The organism is Brevundimonas albigilva, assembly GCF_023573565.1.
In the GTDB taxonomy this organism is placed as follows: Bacteria; Pseudomonadota; Alphaproteobacteria; order Caulobacterales; family Caulobacteraceae; genus Brevundimonas; species Brevundimonas albigilva.
Genome location: NZ_CP097649.1, coordinates 1439727 through 1456557, shown reverse-complemented (window position 1 = coordinate 1456557; position 16831 = coordinate 1439727). Strand labels below are relative to the sequence as shown.

The 16831-nt window shown below is 70.5% G+C and carries 14 protein-coding genes; 9 read left to right on the top strand and 5 right to left on the bottom strand.

Translation table 11 applies throughout. The features are described from left to right. Positions 1 to 77: 77 nt before the first annotated feature. Both recJ and M8231_RS07185 read right to left on the bottom strand, forming a co-directional pair. Positions 78 to 1895, bottom strand: coding sequence for a single-stranded-DNA-specific exonuclease RecJ (recJ, locus tag M8231_RS07190; RefSeq protein WP_250202515.1), 1818 nt, complete (start codon positions 1893 to 1895; stop codon positions 78 to 80). A gap of 40 nt (positions 1896 to 1935) precedes the next feature. Then, on the bottom strand, positions 1936 to 2397 hold the full coding sequence (locus M8231_RS07185; RefSeq protein WP_249750585.1) for a hypothetical protein: 462 nt from the start codon (positions 2395 to 2397) through the stop codon (positions 1936 to 1938). Positions 2398 to 2480: 83 nt separating this feature from the next. Between M8231_RS07185 and phaC the strand changes: the two genes are divergently transcribed. The 8 genes from phaC (at position 2481) to M8231_RS07145 (ending at position 12603) form a co-directional block, all read left to right on the top strand. Continuing rightward, positions 2481 to 4424, top strand: coding sequence for a class I poly(R)-hydroxyalkanoic acid synthase (gene phaC, locus M8231_RS07180; protein ID WP_250202514.1), 1944 nt, complete (start codon positions 2481 to 2483; stop codon positions 4422 to 4424). Beyond that, the gene (locus tag M8231_RS07175; RefSeq protein ID WP_249750587.1) at positions 4421 to 4801 is read left to right on the top strand and encodes a hypothetical protein; all 381 of its coding nucleotides are present in this window, start codon (positions 4421 to 4423) and stop codon (positions 4799 to 4801) included. Before phaC ends, M8231_RS07175 begins: the two co-directional genes overlap by 4 nt. A 42-nt stretch (positions 4802 to 4843) precedes the next feature. Further along, on the top strand, positions 4844 to 6208 hold the full coding sequence (locus M8231_RS07170) for an O-antigen ligase family protein (protein WP_249750588.1): 1365 nt from the start codon (positions 4844 to 4846) through the stop codon (positions 6206 to 6208). Beyond that, positions 6174 to 8267, top strand: a complete 2094-nt coding sequence (locus tag M8231_RS07165; RefSeq protein ID WP_249750589.1) for a DNA topoisomerase IV subunit B — start codon at positions 6174 to 6176, stop codon at positions 8265 to 8267. The genes M8231_RS07170 and M8231_RS07165 overlap by 35 nt, the downstream gene beginning before the upstream one ends. Positions 8268 to 8316: 49 nt before the next feature. After that, the gene (locus M8231_RS07160) at positions 8317 to 9729 is read left to right on the top strand and encodes an FAD-binding oxidoreductase (RefSeq protein ID WP_430641170.1); all 1413 of its coding nucleotides are present in this window, start codon (positions 8317 to 8319) and stop codon (positions 9727 to 9729) included. A 92-nt stretch (positions 9730 to 9821) separates the two neighbouring features. Then, positions 9822 to 10592: a peroxide stress protein YaaA gene (yaaA, locus tag M8231_RS07155; RefSeq protein WP_249750590.1), complete on the top strand. Its 771-nt coding sequence runs from the start codon at positions 9822 to 9824 to the stop codon at positions 10590 to 10592. Between the two features lie 53 nt (positions 10593 to 10645). Then, positions 10646 to 11503: a 3-hydroxybutyrate dehydrogenase gene (locus M8231_RS07150; protein ID WP_249750591.1), complete on the top strand. Its 858-nt coding sequence runs from the start codon at positions 10646 to 10648 to the stop codon at positions 11501 to 11503. A 32-nt stretch (positions 11504 to 11535) separates the two neighbouring features. After that, a complete protein-coding gene (locus tag M8231_RS07145) occupies positions 11536 to 12603 on the top strand; it encodes a patatin-like phospholipase family protein (RefSeq protein WP_249750592.1) in 1068 nt (355 codons plus the stop codon). On the opposite strand, the gene M8231_RS07140 is transcribed toward M8231_RS07145, so the two are convergent. After that, positions 12600 to 13517 carry an L-threonylcarbamoyladenylate synthase gene (locus M8231_RS07140; RefSeq protein ID WP_249750593.1) on the bottom strand — a complete coding sequence of 306 codons (918 nt, stop codon included), beginning with the start codon at positions 13515 to 13517 and terminating at the stop codon, positions 12600 to 12602. The two genes, M8231_RS07145 and M8231_RS07140, sit on opposite strands and share 4 nt — an antisense overlap. Beyond that, the gene (locus M8231_RS07135) at positions 13514 to 14065 is read right to left on the bottom strand and encodes a cytochrome b (RefSeq protein WP_249750594.1); all 552 of its coding nucleotides are present in this window, start codon (positions 14063 to 14065) and stop codon (positions 13514 to 13516) included. Before M8231_RS07135 ends, M8231_RS07140 begins: the two co-directional genes overlap by 4 nt. Before the next feature lie 117 nt (positions 14066 to 14182). Between M8231_RS07135 and M8231_RS07130 the strand changes: the two genes are divergently transcribed. Further along, complete coding sequence (locus tag M8231_RS07130; protein ID WP_249750595.1) at positions 14183 to 15967, top strand: acyl-CoA dehydrogenase; 1785 nt, start codon at positions 14183 to 14185, stop codon at positions 15965 to 15967. Here M8231_RS07130 and M8231_RS07125 read toward each other — a convergent pair whose 3' ends face one another. Continuing rightward, a complete protein-coding gene (locus M8231_RS07125; protein ID WP_249750596.1) occupies positions 15968 to 16774 on the bottom strand; it encodes a S1 family peptidase in 807 nt (268 codons plus the stop codon). Positions 16775 to 16831 lie beyond the last annotated feature (57 nt).

Below are 16831 nucleotides of genomic sequence, written 5' to 3'. Positions count from 1 at the left end.
GCCGGCGATATAGCCGCGCCCTTGGCGGGGTGCAAGCCTCGATTTCCGTATTTTTCCAGCGCCCGGAACGGTCGGCGTCAGGCCTGGACCATGCGGGGATCGGCCACGTCCTCGATCTCGAACTGCACGCCGCGGCGGCCGTTCCAGTCGTCGGCCTTCAGCCGTCCGACGACGTTCAGCCCGCCCTGTCCCGACAGCAGGGCCTGGCCGGCGGGCAGGTCGGCGCAACGCCAGGCGATCGCCCGGATCGAGGCTCCGTCGGGCCCGACCAGCCGGCAGCGGACATGGCCGCCGTTCATCTGGACCGGCTCGCGCGCCTGCACGCCGCTCAGGGCGAAGACGGGCTCGGGATTGGCGGGACCGAACGGGGCCAGTTGCTCGAACGCCTCGAACAGCGCGCGGGTCGCGCCCGCCGGATCGACCAGGGCGTCGACGTCCAGCCAGTCCTCGGCCGCCGCGACCAGCCGTTCGCCCGCCAGTCGCTGGTTCAGGAAGTCCGCCAGCTCGCCGATGCGGCCCGCCTCCACCGTCAGGCCGGCCGCCATGGCGTGCCCCCCGCCCGCCAGCAGCACGCCCGCCTCCCAGGCCGCCTGGACCGCCCGGCCGAGGTTCATTCCCGGCTGGGACCGGCCCGAACCCTTGCCGACGCCGTTCACCGGATCCAGCCCGATGACGACGACCGGCTTGCGCCAGCGTTCGCGCAGACGCCCGGCGACGACGCCCACCACGCCGGGATGCCAGTCCTCGCCGGCCACGACCACGACGGCGGACTCGTCGGCGTGGGCGCCGGTCGCCTCGGCGCGGCGGATGGCGGCCTCGATCACCGCCCGCTCGACCTCTCGGCGCGACAGGTTCAGCGCGTCCAGTTCGGCCGCCAAGGTCGCCGCCTCGCCCGGATCGTCGGTCGACAGCAGTCGCGCGCCAAGGTCGGAGCGGCCGATGCGGCCGCCGGCGTTGATGCGCGGGCCCAGGATGAAGCCGCAGTGCATGGTCTTGGCCGGGCCCGGCTCGGCCCCCGCGGCGGCCAGCAGCGCCTTCAGCCCGGGATTGCGCCATGCGCTCATCACCCCCAGCCCCAGGCCCGTCAGCGCCCGGTTAAAGCCTGTCAGGCCCGTCACGTCGCAGACGGCGCCCAGGGCGGCCAGGTCCAGCCATTGGCGGATGTCCGGCTCGGGACGCTCGGCGAACAGGCCGCGTCCCCGCGCCTCGCGGTTCAGCGCGGCCAGCAAGACCAGCACCACGCCGGCGGCCGCCAGATTGCCCTGGCCGGAGGCGCAGCCGGGCCGGTTCGGATTGACCACGGCCAGGGCGCGCGGCGGCTCGCTGCGCATCAGGTGGTGATCGATCACCACGACGTTCAGGCCGATGGCGGCGGCATGGGCCAGGGACTCGTTCGCCGCCGCCCCGCAGTCCACCGTGACGACCAGGTCGGCGCCGGCCGCCTTCAGCGTGTCGAAAGCCCGCGCGCTGGGACCATACCCCTCGGTCAGCCGATCTGGCACATAGATGGGCAGGTCCGCGCCCATCGCGCGGAACCACCGCACCAGCAGGGCCGCGCTGGCCGCCCCGTCCACGTCGTAGTCGGCGAAGACATGGACGGCCTTGCCCGCCTGAAGCGCGTCGACGATGGCCGTCGCGGCGGCGTCCATGTCCATGAAGCTGGACGGATCGGGAAACAGCGCGCGCAGCGTGGGCCGCAGGAAGTCCCCCGCCTGTTCCGGTCCAACCCCGCGAGAGGCCAGGGCCCGCGCCAGGGGCTCGTCCAGGCCGTGGGCCTGCATGTGCGCGCGCGTCGTCGCCGCCTCGGCCGGCCGCAGGCGCCAGGCCCGTCCGGACAGAGAGCGGGACACGCCCAGGAATGCGCTCACGCCCTTGATGCCGCCATCGTCCGCCATCAGCGCAATATTCGGGGATTCTGCGTCCCCGGCGACCGATTCATCGCGTCGGGCGGCGGTCGATCGGCGGCGGCGCCTTGGCGCGCTCGCGCAAATCCTGGGCCAGGGCCTCGATCTCGGCGGCGGTGCGCGCCGAGTCGGGCGAGACCGGCACGTCGCCGACCTGGGCGCGCGTTTCGGCCGCTAGCGTTTCGGCGTCGCCCAGCGTCCAGTCGATCCGGGCCGTCTCCTCGGCCAGGGCGCCGCCCTGGGATTCCAGCCCCCGGACATTGGCCGCCACCTGGGTCGGCTCGGGCAGGCCCGTGGGCGCGGGCGGGAAGTCCTCCCACCGCGGATAGCGGCGGTTGGCGTCGACCAGCGCCTGGATCCGGGGCGCCAGCGGCGAGGCCGTCTCGGTCCGGGCCGCGAACCGGTCGGCGCAGCCGCCCAGAACGCCGCCGACGGCGAGCGCCAGCAGGGCGGCGGCGAAAGGTCTCGTCTTTTTGGCGTAGGGCGCGTTCATTTCGGTGTCGGTCTTATGCCATCATCGGCCGGCGCGGAAGGGCGGGACCGCCCGTTCGCCATTCGCCGTCGTCGAGGATCACCATGGCCAAGCCCCCTGAGCCGCCCGCCGACCCCGCCAAGCCCGCGGCGCGCAAGCCTGGCCGGCCGACGTCGCCCAAGCCGCCCCGGCCGGTGCGCGCGAAGAAGGCGTCCGCGTCCGCGCCGACCGCCGCGCCGCTGCAAGACGCGCCGACGCCACGCGCCCCAGCCCCCGATCAGGCGCAACTGATCGAAACGTTGTCGGCGAACCTGGCCAAGGCGGCCATGACGGCTCAGGGCGCCCTTGCCGAGGCGGCCCTGGCCCAGGCCGCCAGAACCCAGGAGCCGGGGTCGGCCGCCCTGTCGCCGGATCCCTTCAACGTCGCGCCCGCCCTGACCTCGGTGATGACCAGCCTGGCGTCGCGTCCGGAAAAGCTGTTTCAGGCCCAGGCCGACCTGTTCGGCCGCTACATGGATCTGTGGGCTTCCAGCGCGCGCCAGGCGGCGGGCGAAGCGCCCGATCCCGCGCCGGCGGACAAGCGGTTCAAGGACCCGGCCTGGTCAGAAAATCCGATGTTTGACCTGATGCGGCGGTCCTATCTGCTGACGTCCGACTGGATGAACGGCCTGATCGCGGGGGTCGAGGACGTCGATCCCGCCGTCAAGCGGCGCGCCCAGTTCTTCACCCGCCTGCTGACCGACGCCTTCTCGCCGTCCAACTTCCTGGCCTCCAACCCCGTGGCGCTGAAAGCCCTGGCGGAGACCAGCGGCGAATCCCTGGTCAAGGGAATGCAGAACTTCGCCGCCGACATGGAGCGCGGCGCCGGCTCGCTGCGCATCAGCCAGGCCGACTATGGCAAGTTCGTCGTCGGCGAGAACGTCGCCACCGCCCCCGGCCAGGTGGTCTGGCGCGACGAGCTGTTCGAGCTGATCCAGTACGCCCCGGCCAGCGAGACGCAGCACCAGATTCCGCTGCTGATCTTTCCGCCCTGGATCAACAAATTCTACATCATGGACCTTCAGCCGGCGAACTCGCTGATCCGCTGGCTGTCGGCGCAGGGGTTCACGGTCTTCGTCTGTTCCTGGGTCAATCCGGACCGGGACAAGGCCGAGTACGGCTTCGATGACTATCTGGAGAAGGGCGTCTATCGCGCGGTCGAAAAGACGCTGGAACAGACCGGGACGGATCGCCTGAACGCGGTCGGCTACTGCATCGGCGGCACCTTGCTGGGCGCGGCCCTGGCGCACATGGCCGCGCGAGGCGACACGCGCGTCGCCGCCGCCACCTTCTTCGCCGCCCAGCACGACTTCGCCGAGGCCGGGGACCTGCTGCTGTTCACCGACGAACACTGGCTGGCCGAGATCGAACGCCAGATGGACGCCGCCGGCGGCGTCCTGCCCGGCGCCGCCATGGCCGACACCTTCAACGCCCTGCGCGCCAACGACCTGATCTGGTCCTTCTTCGTCAGCAACTATCTGATGGGCAAGGATCCGCCCGCCTTCGACCTGCTGTTCTGGAACGCCGACCAGACGCGGATGCCCAAGGCGCTGCACATGGCCTATCTGCGCCGGATGTACGGCGAGAACGCCCTGGCCGAGGGCCGTTTCCAGATCGGCGGCGAAACCGTCGATCTGTCGCGCGTGACCATTCCCCTCTATTTCCAGGCCAGCCGCGAGGATCACATCGCGCCGATGAACTCCGTCTATCGCTCGGCGCGGCTGTTCGGCGGCGATGTCGTCTTCACCCTGGCGGGCTCGGGCCATATCGCCGGCGTCATCAATCCGCCGTCGGCGCGAAAGTACAAACACTGGACCAACGACGCCCTGCCCGCGACGCTGGCCGAATGGCAGGCCGGCGCGGTCGAGCATCCCGGCAGTTGGTGGGAGCACTGGGCCGCATGGCTGCGCCCGCTGTCCGGCCCCGACATCCCCGCCCGCGATCCGTCCAAGGGCCCGCTGAAGCCGATCGAACCGGCGCCCGGCGCCTATGTGAAAGTGAAGTCTTGAACCGTCTCGAACCCAACATCCTGCTGGCCGTCTCGACGGGCGTGGCCCTGATCCTGCTGGTGCTGACAGCCAGCGCCTTCGGCGAGTCGGGAAACACGATCAAATATGTCGTCTCGGCCGTCGTCTGCTCGGCCATCGTTGCGGGGCTGAATTCCTGGATGGCGCGGCGCATGGGCCAGACCGAGCTTCATCCGATGATCCGCACCGAGGCGCCGACCAGCGCCGTCCTGGCGGGCCTGTTTCCCCTGGCGGTGATCTTCGCCGCGGCCGCGCCGGTCTTCTTCCCCGGCCACGACTACGGCCTTCTGGTCATCATCGCCGCCGTCTGGTTCGGCGTGTCGGTCGATTCCGCCCTGCGCGCGCGCCGTCGGGGTTGAGGCGCGAACGCTTCCTTAAGCCGAGGGTGGAACCTTTCCGTCGTGGCCGCCGATCGTTTTCAGTCCGCAGGGATCGTCCAGGGGGAACCGCCGCTGTGGGAACGGCTGGCGGCCGGCTTCGTCGTCTTCATGCTGACCGGCGCCCTGATCGCCCCGGTGCTAGCCCCCGACCAGGGCGAGACGCCGATTCTGCGGCTGATCTGGATTCCGGTCTATGCGGTCACCGCCGGCCTGGTCGCCTTCCGCTTCGACAAGGTGATCCGCGCCTGGCCGGCCTGGTTGATGCTGTTCGGCCTGATCGCCCTGGCCTATGTCTCGAAATACTGGTCGATCGACCCGGCGGTGACGCAACGCCGGGTCATCGCCATGGCCATCAACAGCGCCTTCGCCGTCTATGTCGGCTGCGTCTTCCGGGGCGTGGCCCTGCCGCGAATGCTGATGTGGACTTGCCTGGTCATGGCCGTGGGCAGCCTGATCATGGTCTTCGCCTTCCCCCGCATCGGGGTTCACCAGTACGACAACGCCGGCCTGTGGCGGGGCCTGTGGTACGAGAAGAACCAGATGGGCCTGGTGATGGTCGTCGGCGCCATCTCGGCCGCCGCGACCCTGGCGGCGGACCAGATCGCCGGCGTCGCGCGGCGGCCCTGGGCCCCGGTGCTGGCCTTCGCGCTCTGCACCCTGCTGGTGCTGGCAACCCAGTCCAAGACGTCCCTGCTGTGCTGGATGCTGGGCGTCGGCCTGGTCGGGGGCTGGTGGGTCCTGCGCCAGGGCGGCGCCGCGATCACCATCGCGGCCGTCTGGCTGGGCGTGGTCGTCTCGGCCTTGGGCGCCTGGATATGGAACTCCGATTCAGCAGTGATCCTGGCGCTTCTGGGCAAGGATCCGTCCCTGACCGGGCGCACCCTGATCTGGGAGGCCCTGATGCGCAAGGTCGCCGAACGGCCCTGGACGGGCTACGGCTTCAGCGCCTTCTGGGGCGAGGATTCCATTCCGGCGCTGGAAATCCGCCTGGAGACCCAGTGGCCGGTGCCTTCGGCCCACAACGGCTGGATCGACCTGCTGGTCCAACTGGGCTGGCCCGGCGCCTTCGCGGTCGGCGGCGTGATGGCGCTCTCGGCCGTGTTGATCATCGCACGCCTGGGCGGGATGGGCGCGCGCGAAGGCTATTGGAGCCTGGCCTATCTGGCCGTCTTCACCGCCCTGAGCCTGTCCGAGAGCGTGCTGATGACCCACGCCAACCTGCCCTGGGTGTTGATGCTGGCCATCCTGTCGCGGGCGGTGACCTTCGAGCCGGCCCCGGTCCGGGCGCCGCTTGCCCCGCGCGCCGTGCGGGCCTACCAGAACCGGCCCCGAATCGCTCCAGACTATGTGAATGGCCCAGCCCGCCGACGACCTGTTCGCCTTTGATCCCCAGCCCGAGCCCGCAAGGCCCGAGCCGCCCCATCCTGTTGCTGTCGCGCCCGCCGCCGTCACGCCGCCAGAGGCGCCCCCGGCCCCGACGCCCGCGCCGCATCCCGCCCCCACCGCGGGCGCGCCCGGCGCCTACTCCGCTTCGTCCATCGAGGTGCTGGAGGGGCTTGAACCGGTCCGCAAGCGGCCGGGCATGTATATCGGCGGCACCGACGAACGCGCCCTGCACCATCTGTTCGCCGAAGTGCTGGACAATGCGATGGACGAGGCGGTGGCCCGCCACGCCAAGCTGATCACCGTCGACCTGGACGCCGAGGGCTATCTGTCCGTCCGCGACGACGGCCGCGGCATCCCGGTCGATCCGCACCCCAAGCATCCAGGCAAGTCGGCGCTGGAAGTGGTCATGACCGTGCTCCACTCGGGCGGCAAGTTCTCGGGCAAGGCCTACGAGACCTCGGGCGGTCTGCACGGCGTCGGCGTCTCGGTCGTCAACGCCCTGAGCGAGCATCTGGACGTCACCGTCTGGCGCGACGGCTTCGAATGGAAGCAGTCCTTCAGCCGCGGCCACGTCCTGGCCCCGATCCAGCAGGTCCAGCCGTCGAAGAAGCGCGGCACCCTGATCCGCTTCAAGCCGGACGACCAGATCTTCGGCGTCGGCGCGGCCTTCAAGCCAGCGCGCCTGTTCCGCATGGCGCGCTCCAAGGCCTATCTGTTCCGCGGCGTCGAAATCAAATGGACCTGCGCGCCCGAGCGGATCACCGACGCGACCCCGGCCCAGGCGACGCTGCACTTCCCCGGCGGCCTGGCCGACGCCCTGTCCGATCGCATCGGCGAGATGGAGACCGTCACCCCCGTCTTCGCCGGCCGCGCCGAGCGCCAGGGCGAGGCGGGCGCCTTCGAATGGGCCGTGACGTGGTCGCCCGCCGGCTTCGGTGAGGCGGACGGCTTCATCCAGTCCTATTGCAACACCGTCTCCACACCCGACGGCGGCACGCACGAGGCCGGCTTCCGCGCCGCCCTGGTCAAGGGGCTGAAGGCTTACGGCGAGCTGGTCAACGAGAAGCGCGCGGGCGTCATCACGGCCGAGGACGTCATCGCCAACGCCGGCGCTCTGATCAGCGTCTTCATCCGCAATCCCGAATTCCAGGGCCAGACCAAGGACCGCCTGTCCTCGCCCGAGGGCGCGCGCCTGGTCGAGCAGCTGCTCCGCGATCCGCTGGACCACTGGCTGACCGAAAGCCCGAAACAGGCCAACACCCTGCTCGGCTTCGTCATCGACAGGGCCGAGGAACGCCTGCGCCGGCGCAAGGACAAGGAGGTCCAGCGCGCCGCCGCCACCCGCAAGCTGCGTCTGCCCGGCAAGCTGTCGGACTGTTCCCGCCAGGCGGCCGAGGGCACCGAGCTGTTCATCGTCGAGGGCGATTCGGCCGGCGGCTCGGCCAAGCAGGCGCGCGACCGCACGACCCAGGCTATCCTGCCCCTGCGCGGCAAGATCCTGAACGTCGCCTCGGCCACCGCCGACAAGCTGCGCGCCAACGCCGAACTGTCGGACTTGACCCTGGCCCTGGGCGTCCAGCCCGGCGCCCGCTTCAACATCGACGACCTGCGCTACGAGCGGATCGTCATCATGACCGACGCCGACGTGGACGGGGCGCACATCGCGGCGCTTCTGATCACCTTCTTCTATCGCGTCATGCCCGAGACCATTCGCCAGGGCCGGGTCTTCATGGCCCTGCCGCCGCTGTACCGGATTTCGGCCGGTCCCTTGAGCGAATACGCCCGCGACGACGTCCACCGCGACGAGCTGCTGGCGACCGTCTTCAAGGGCAAGAAGACCGAGATCGGCCGCTTCAAGGGCCTGGGCGAGATGATGGCCTCCCAGCTGAAGGAGACCACCATGGACCCCAGGAAGCGCACCCTGGCCAAGATCACCGTGCCGGACGCCGAAGCCAGCATCGAGGACCTGGTCGAACGCCTGATGGGCAAGCGGGCCGAGGCGCGCTTCCAGTTCATCCAGGAGAATGCGCAGTTCGCGAAGGAAGATCTGGACGTCTGAGACCGCGCGGGGGCCTTCCAACGCGCGGCGACGCCTGACACAAGGGGGCATGACCGTGACCGCCTCCTCCCCCGCCGTTCTCGACGAACTGAAGGCCGCGCTGGGTCCGGGCGGCTGGACCCAGGACCCGGAGGTCATCGCGCCCGCCCTGACCGAGTGGCGCAACCGCTGGACCGGGAACACCCCGCTGCTGCTGACGCCGCGGTCGACCGAGGAGGTCGCCAGGGCCGTGACGATCTGCGCCCGCGAAGGCGTGGCGATCACGCCCCAGGGCGGCGGCACCGGCCTGGTCGGGGGACAGATTCCGTTCGGCGAAGTGCTGCTGTCGATGAGGAAGATGCGCGCCGTCCGCGACGTCACGCCGCTGGACGACGCCATGACGGTCGAGGCCGGCCTGACCCTGCTGGAGGCGCAGCAGGCGGCGACGGCGGCGGGCCGCTATTTTCCGCTCAGCCTGGCCGCCGAGGGCTCGGCCACCATCGGCGGCGTCATCTCCACCAACGCCGGCGGCACCCAGGTGCTGCGCTACGGTATGATGCGGGACCTGGTGCTGGGGATCGAGGCGGTCTTGCCGAACGGCCAGGTCTTCAATGGCCTGAAGCGGCTCAGGAAGGACAACACCGGCTATGACCTGAAGCAGCTGCTGATCGGCGCCGAGGGCACGTTGGGCGTCGTCACGGCCGCCACGCTGAAGCTGTTTCCGATCATGCGGTCGCGCGCGGTCGCGGTCGTCGGGCTGGAGACGGCCGCCGCCTCGGTCGAACTGCTGGCCCGCGCCAAGGCCGAGACCGGCGGCGGGGTCGAGGCCTTCGAGCTGATGAAGCGCCTGGGCATGGCGCTGGTGCTCAAGAACATCCCCGACACCCGCGAACCGCTGGACTCGACCCCCGACTGGTACGTCCTGATCGAGATCGCCTCGGGCACGCCCGGCGGCGCCGAGGCCCAGATGCAGGCCCTGCTGGAGGTCGCCTTCGAGGAAGGCCTGATCACGGACGCCGCCATCGCCCAGAACGACGCCCAACGCGCCGAATTCTGGCGGCTGCGCGAGGAGCATTCGGCCGCCCTGAAGCCCGAGGGCGGCGGCTGGAAGCACGACGTCTCGGTGCCGATCAGCCGCATCGCCGACTTCATCGACGAGGCCTCGGCCGCCGTCGAACGCTTCCATCCCGGCGCCCGCATCTCGGTCTTCGGCCACGTCGGCGACGGCAATCTGCACTACGACATCCTGCCGGGCGTCGGTCAGGACATCCCCGCCTTTATCGGCCGCTGGAAGGAAGGCTCCCAGGTCGTCCACGACGTGGTGGCCCGTTACGACGGTTCGATCTCGGCCGAACACGGCCTGGGCCGGCTGAAGTCCGAGGAGGTCAAGCGCTACAAGTCGCCGGTCGAGATCGAGACCATGGCCGCCCTTCGCCGCGCCCTCGATCCCCGGCGGATCATGAACCCGGCCGTGCTGTTCTGAACGCGGCGTGCGCCGAAGGCGCGGCCCCATGCCCGGTTCAAATCGTCAACGAAGCGGCCTATGTCGGCGCCTTGGTTCCAGGAGGCTGGCTCTTGCTTATCGTTCTGTCCCCCGCCAAGCGGCTCGACTTCACCCAGGCCGACCCGGCCCTGCCCGCGTCGGAGCGCCGTTTTCGCGAGGACACCGCCAGCCTGTCCAAGACCGCGCGACGCCAGACGCGCGCGGACCTGCGCCGCCTGATGGGCATTTCCGACGACCTGGCCAAGCTGAACGCAGAGCGTTTCAAGGCCTTCGATCCGGAATCGACCGACGGCGTCCAGGCCGCCTTCGCCTTCGCCGGCGACGTCTATGAGGGATTGAAGGCGCGCGAACTGGCGCCCGACGCCCTGGCGTTCGCCCAGGCGCACGTCCGCATCCTGTCGGGCTTTTATGGCCTGCTGCGTCCGCTGGATCGCATCCAGCCCTATCGGCTGGAGATGGGCACGCGGCTGAAGACCCGGCGCGGCTCCAGTCTGTATGACTTCTGGGGCGACCGGCTGTCGCAACAACTGAACGCCGACGCCCAGGGCCAGGCCGATCCGACCCTGGTGAACCTGGCCAGCCAGGAATATTTCGGCGCGATCGACGCCAAGGCGCTGAAGCTTCCGGTCGTCACGCCGCAGTTCCGCGAGGAGAAGGACGGCGAAAGCCGCATCATCTCCTTCTTCGCCAAGAAGGCGCGCGGCGCCATGACCCGCTTCGCCATCGACGAGCGGCTGGAACGCGCCGAGGACCTGAAGGCTTTCGACCGGGACGGCTATCGATTCGACAAGGCCGCCTCGTCCGACGTCGAATGGATATTCATCAGGTCGGGAAATTCTTGATCGCCCGGCCGTCCTGCCGCTAGTCTCGCCGCAAAGAACCAGAGGGCGGATTCATGTTCAAATGGCCTAAGGCGTCAAAGGGCGGAAACGTCGCGCATGGGCAGGCCCCGGACTTCCGCGACATCGGCGATCTGCGGGGACAGGTCGCGGTCGTCACCGGCTCGACCTCCGGCATCGGCCTGGCCCTGGCGCGGGCGGTCGCGGCGCGCGGCGGCGACGTGGTGCTGAACGGCCTGGGCGACCCGGCCGAGATCGAACGCACCCGCGCGGCGCTGGAGGCGGGATCCAAGGGCCGCGTGCGCTATCATCCGGCCAACATGATGCGCGGCGAGGAGATCGCCGACATGGTCGCCTTCGCCCGGCACGAGCTCGGCCGGCTGGACATCCTGGTCAACAACGCCGGCGTCCAGCACGTCGAGGCCGTCGAAAAGTTTCCCGCCGACAAGTGGGAGCAGATCATCGCCATAAACCTGTCGTCGGCCTTCTATGCGACGAAGGCGGCCATCCCGATCATGAAGGCCCAGGGGCGCGGCCGGATCGTCAACATCGCCTCGGCCCACGGCCTGGTCGCCAGCCCGTTCAAGTCCGCCTATGTCGCGGCCAAGCACGGCGTGATCGGCCTGACCAAGACCACCGCGCTGGAGCTGGCGCGCGACAACATCACCTGCAACGCCATCTGCCCAGGCTTCGTCGAGACGCCGATCGTGGAAAAACAGATCGCCGACCAGGCGCGCACGCGCGGCATATCCAAGGAGCAGGTCCTGACCGACGTGATCCTGGCCGCCCAGCCGACCAAGCGCTTCGTCACGACCGACGAACTGACCGGCCTGTTCCTCTATCTGGTCAGCGACCTGGGCGCCTCGGCCAACGGCGCCAGTTTCTCCATCGACGGCGGCTGGACCGCGCAATAGCCCTCGGCCAGGGCGGCGCAGAAGGAGGCGGTATGGCGATCTTCAAGCGCAGGGCCGCCGATCCCGCCGCCGCCGCCCCCGCCCTGCCGTCGGGCCGACAGCCGATCAGCCTGGCGCTCCAGGGCGGCGGGGCGCACGGCGCCTTCCAGTGGGGCGTGCTCGACCGGCTTTTGGAGGATGATCGCCTCGACATCCGGGCCGTGTCGGGCGTCTCGGCCGGAGCCATGAACGGCGCCGCCCTGATCACAGGCCTGGCCAGCGGAGCCGACGCGGGCCGCGCCGCGCTGGACCGGCTGTGGCGCGAGGTGAACCAGTCGGGCGGCCGCAACGTCTTCGGCGACAGCGCCATCTGGAACGCGGCCCAGCCGCCCGACTGGATCAAGGACACGCCCTTCTGGCGGGCCGGCGAGACGCTGGCCCTGTCGATGAGCCCCTATGAATTCAATCCGCTGAACCACAATCCCCTGAAACGGGTGCTGAAGGCCGCGGTCGATTTCGAGGTCGTGCGCGCCTCGCCGGTGCGCCTATTCGTCGCCGCCACCGCCGTCCGCCAGGCCAAGGCGCGGCTGTTCGCCTCCGAGGAAATGTCCACCGAGGTGCTGATGGCTTCCGCCTGCCTGCCCCACCTGTTCCAGGCGGTCGAGATCGACGGGGAGCCCTATTGGGACGGCGGCTATTTGACCAACCCGCCGCTGTGGCCCCTGACCGGGGCCGACACGCCCGACGACGTGCTGCTGGTGACGCTGAATCCGATGGTGCGCGACGAGACGCCAAAGGGCGCGGGCGACATCGTCGACCGGCTGAACGAGATCGTCTTCAACGCGCCGCTGGTCGCCGAACTGCGCGCCATCGCCATGGCCGAGGAGCTGATGGCCCAGGGCCATCTGAAGGCCGGCCCGTATCGCAACGTCCGCCTTCACGCCATCGAGGCCGACGGCTGGCTCAGCGACCTGTCGCTGCGGTCCAAGTTCAACACCGAATGGACCTTCCTGAACGAGCTGAAGGCGCGGGGCCGCGCCGCCGCCGACGACTGGCTGAACAGCTGTCTTCCCGTCGTCGGCGCTCGGGCCAGCGTCGATCTGCAGGCGCGGTTCGGCTAACCGATGTGGCCGGCGGCGCGCCGCAGCCGGTCGTTGATCGCCTCGCCCAGGCCGTCGCGGGGAATGGGGGCCACGGCGATGCCCGCCGGGCGGGTGCGATCGGCGTCCCGCAACAGGCGAAACAGATTGGCCGCCGCCTCGCGCAGGTCGCCGGTCGGGCTCAGGCTCCAGCGCGGGTCGCCCACGCCCGGCCCGAACCCCAGCAGGATTTCGCCGTCGCGGGCGCCCCCGACCTCGATCCGCACCGGGGCGTCGGGGGCGTAATGCAAGGTCAGCCGGCCGGGCGAGCGATGCCCCTCCCCGCTGTCGTCCAGCGGCCCGGCCAGGGCCTCCACCTCGGCGCGGGTGACGGCGCCGGGCCGCAGCAGGGCGACGCGGCCGTCCAGAACCGAGACGACCGTGCTTTCCAGCCCGACCGCGCAGGGTCCGCCGTCCACGGCCGCCGCGGCGGCGAAACCGGTCTCCTCCACCGCGTCCTGGAATGTGGTCGGGCTGGGCCGTCCCGAACGGTTGGCCGAGGGGGCCACGACCGGACCGCCGAAGGCCGACAGGACGGCGCGCGCCTTGGCGTGGCCCGGTACGCGCAGGGCGACGCTGTCCAGGCCCGCCCGCGCCAGGTCGCAGACCCGGCGCGCGTCCCTGACCGGCGTCACCAGGGTCAACGGGCCGGGCCAGAAGGCGTCGGCCAGCCGACGCGCCCGCGCGTCGAACACGCCGACGGCCTCGGCGGCGGCGGCGTCCGCGACATGGGCGATCAGCGGGTTGAAGCGCGGCCTTCCCTTGGCCTCGAAGATCGCCGCCACGGCCCGGGGGTCGGAAGCGTCGGCCCCCAGCCCATAGACGGTTTCGGTCGGCAGCAGGATCAGCGCGCCCCGCTTCAGGGCCTCGGCGGCCTGTTCCGGCGTCTCGCTCATGGCCGTCGCGGGATCAGCGGGATCATCCGGTGCAGCACATTGTCGCGATCGACGAACTGATGCTTCAGGGCGCCAAGGACATGCAGGGCGATCAGCACATAGAGGCCCTTCACCACCAGCCCGTGAACCTCCATGAACCCGCGCGCCGCCTGCCGACCGCCCGACACCGGCAGCAGCGGCCAGTCGAACAGGCCGAACCAGACGATGTCGCGCCCGGCGGCGGATGAGGCCAGCCAGCCGGTTAGAGGCATGACGATCAGCGCGGCGTAGAACAACACATGGGTGACCCGGGCGAACGCCTTCTGCCAACGCGGCACGGCGGACGGCAGGGGGATGGCGGGATTGGCCAGCCGCCAGCCGATTCGCGCCAGCGTCAGGACCAGGATCGTCAGGCCCACCGACTTGTGCAGATTCATCAGTTCCCGCGAGATCGGCCCCTCGGTCGCCTCGTGCGCCGTCACCAGCAGGATCTGAGCCAGCACCGCGGCCGCGATCCCCCAGTGCAGGATCAGCGAGACGGTGGAATAGCGGTTCCGGGGTTCGGCCATGACTTCCCTTCCGTGGCGGCAGGGCGCCAGTGTGCCCCGACTGCACCAGACCCGCCAAGCGCCTTGCGACAACCGGCGACGAGAGGCACCTAGTGCGGGACAGATCCAGAGGAATCCATGACCTATCGCGCCCCCGTCCGTGACCTGGCCTTCACCCTGCAAGCGGTCGCCGACATGCCGCAACTGGAGGCGACCGGCGCCTATCCCGACTACGACGCCGAGGTGGCGGGCGCGGTTCTGGAGGCGGCGGGCCAGTTTTCCGAGGAGGTTCTGGCGCCGCTGAACCGCATCGGCGACCAGAAGGGCGCGACCTACGCCAACGGCGCCGTCACCGCCGCCCCCGGCTTCGCCGACGCCTATCGCCAGTTCGCCGCCGGCGGCTGGACCGGACTGGCCGCGCCGGCCCATGCGGGCGGACAGGGCCTGCCCAAGGCGCTGGAACTGGCCGCCTTCGAGACCGTCCACGCCGCCAACATGGCCTTCGGCCTGTGCCCCATGCTGTCCCAGGCCGCCATCGAGGCGCTGGAGCAGGTCGGGACCGAGGCGCAGAAGGCGAAGTACCTCGGCAAGCTGGTCAGCGGGGAATGGACCGGCGCCATGGTGCTGACCGAGCCGGGCGCGGGCTCGGACCTGGGCGCTCTGACCGCCACCGCCACCCCGAACGGCGACGGGACCTATGCGCTGAACGGCCAGAAGATCTTCATCACCTGGGGCGACCACGACGCGGTCGACAACATCCTGCATCTGGTGCTGGCGCGCCTGCCCGACGCCCCGGCCGGCCCCAAGGGCATCAGCCTGTTCCTGGCGCCCAAGTTCGAGGTCGCCGACGACGGCGCGCTGGGCGACCGCAACAGCTTCCGTCCGGTGGGCGTCGAGCACAAGCTGGGCATCCACGCCTCGCCCACCTGCGTCATGGCCTACGAAGGCGCGCGCGCCGAACTGGTCGGCCAGCCGAACCAGGGCCTGGCGCACATGTTCGTCATGATGAACGCCGCCCGCCTGGCCGTCGGCGTGGAAGGCGTCGGCATCGCCGAGCGCGCCTATCAGCAGGCCCTGGCCTATGCGCTGGACCGCCGCCAGGGGCGCTCGGTCTGGACCGGGGAAGCCGGCGCGCCGATCTTCGATCATCCCGACGTGCGCCGGATGCTGGCCGTAATGAAGGCCAAGATCACGGCCGCGCGCGGCATCTGCCTGTCCACCGCCGTCGCCGCCGACATGGCCCGCGTCGCGGCCGACGCCGAGGACCGCAAGCGCTGGAAGGCGCGCGAGGACCTGCTGACGCCGATCGCCAAGGCCTGGTCCACCGACGTCGGCTGCGAGGTCGCCTCCCTGGGCGTTCAGGTCCACGGCGGCATGGGCTTCATCGAGGAGACGGGCGCGGCCCAGCACTATCGCGACGCCCGCATCGCGCCGATCTACGAGGGCACCAACGGCATCCAGGCGATGGACTTGGTCGGCCGCAAGCTGTCGATGGACGGCGGCGAGGCGGCGCGCGCCGTCATCGCGGAGATGAAGGACACCCTGGCCCAGTTGCCGCGCCTGTACGCCGGCAAGCCGGTCGAGCGGTTCGCCGCCGCCATCGAGGCGGTGGAGGACGCCACCCTGTGGCTGCTGGACCGCAAGGCCGACCCCGACGCCGTCGCCGACGTCCTGGCCGCCGCCGACGCCTATCTGAAGCTGATGGGCGACGTCATCGGCGGCTGGATGGTCGCCAAGGGCGCCCTGGCGGCCAAGGCGCGGCTGGACGCCGGCGACGGCGATCCCGCCTGGCTGCAGGGCAAGCTGGACCTGTATGAGATCTACGCGGCCAATGTTCTGGGGCACGTCTCCAGCCGGCTGGCCGCCGTCGGTCAGGGCGGCGAGGTGCTGCAACGGATGTCGGTGGACGCCCTGGCCGGCTGATCAGGGCTCCGGGCGGGGCGGCGCGTCCAGCAGGGCCACGGCCTCGCGGATGTAGGCGGCGTGAGCCACCACGCCCAGCCCCAGCCGTTCCTGGCCCACCACGACCTCCTGGACCAGGATGCCTGCGACATACGGGTGATCGGGCGCGTCGACCCCGGCGGCGCGGCGCGCGGTCGGCGTCCAGAACACCGGCCCGCCCGAGTTTCCCGGAAAGACCGCGAAGTCCAGAAGGAAGGTGGGAAACGCCGCGATCGGCGTCAGCGGCCACGACGCGATCCGCCCGGCCCGCAGGATCGGAAAGCCGGCGCGATTGGCGGACAGGCCGCGCGGATAGCCCAGCGACAGCAGTTCGTCGCCGGCGCCGACCCGGGCCTCCTCGAACGTGTCCTCATCGGCCAGCCAGGCAAGCGGTATGGCGGCGCGCGCGAACATGCGCGGCGCCACGACCTCCATCACGGCGATGTCCTGGGTCGGATGGGTGGTCCACAGGGGCGTGTCTTCGGGGCCCCTGACCTGGAGCGGCTGGGGCGCGAACCGCCAGTCGCCCTCCAGCGCCTGCACGCGCCAGCCGATCCGCACCTCGCTCGCGGGCATCCGGTCCAGCACGTGGCCGGCGGTGACCAGCACCGTCCGGGGCGACCCGTCCGTCCGGGGCGCGTCCAGCAGGAAACCGGTGCCGACCGTCCTGACCCCCTCGCCGGACGGCTGGTCGATCTGCACGGTGGCGTTGATCAGGGCGACCGACAGGTCCCAACCGGCAAGGGCGGTCGGGTCAGGGCTCGGATCGTGGAACAGCGGCTCGAACATGATGGGCGTTTCTTCATTTGACGCCGAGGGCCGCCCGCGCACAAGGTCCGCGACCAA

Excerpts from the sequence above, each read along its gene's own strand:
- recJ (WP_250202515.1), bottom strand. The coding sequence starts at position 1,895 with ATGGCGGACGATGGCGGCATCAAGGGCGTGAGCGCATTCCTGGGCGTG.
- M8231_RS07185 (WP_249750585.1), bottom strand. The coding sequence starts at position 2,397 with ATGAACGCGCCCTACGCCAAAAAGACGAGACCTTTCGCCGCCGCCCTG.
- phaC (WP_250202514.1), top strand. The coding sequence starts at position 2,481 with ATGGCCAAGCCCCCTGAGCCGCCCGCCGACCCCGCCAAGCCCGCGGCG.
- M8231_RS07165 (WP_249750589.1), top strand. The coding sequence starts at position 6,174 with ATGGCCCAGCCCGCCGACGACCTGTTCGCCTTTGATCCCCAGCCCGAG.
- M8231_RS07160 (WP_430641170.1), top strand. The coding sequence starts at position 8,317 with ATGACCGTGACCGCCTCCTCCCCCGCCGTTCTCGACGAACTGAAGGCC.
- M8231_RS07150 (WP_249750591.1), top strand. The coding sequence starts at position 10,646 with ATGTTCAAATGGCCTAAGGCGTCAAAGGGCGGAAACGTCGCGCATGGG.
- M8231_RS07145 (WP_249750592.1), top strand. The coding sequence starts at position 11,536 with ATGGCGATCTTCAAGCGCAGGGCCGCCGATCCCGCCGCCGCCGCCCCC.
- M8231_RS07140 (WP_249750593.1), bottom strand. The coding sequence starts at position 13,517 with ATGAGCGAGACGCCGGAACAGGCCGCCGAGGCCCTGAAGCGGGGCGCG.
- M8231_RS07135 (WP_249750594.1), bottom strand. The coding sequence starts at position 14,065 with ATGGCCGAACCCCGGAACCGCTATTCCACCGTCTCGCTGATCCTGCAC.
- M8231_RS07130 (WP_249750595.1), top strand. The coding sequence starts at position 14,183 with ATGACCTATCGCGCCCCCGTCCGTGACCTGGCCTTCACCCTGCAAGCG.
- M8231_RS07125 (WP_249750596.1), bottom strand. The coding sequence starts at position 16,774 with ATGTTCGAGCCGCTGTTCCACGATCCGAGCCCTGACCCGACCGCCCTT.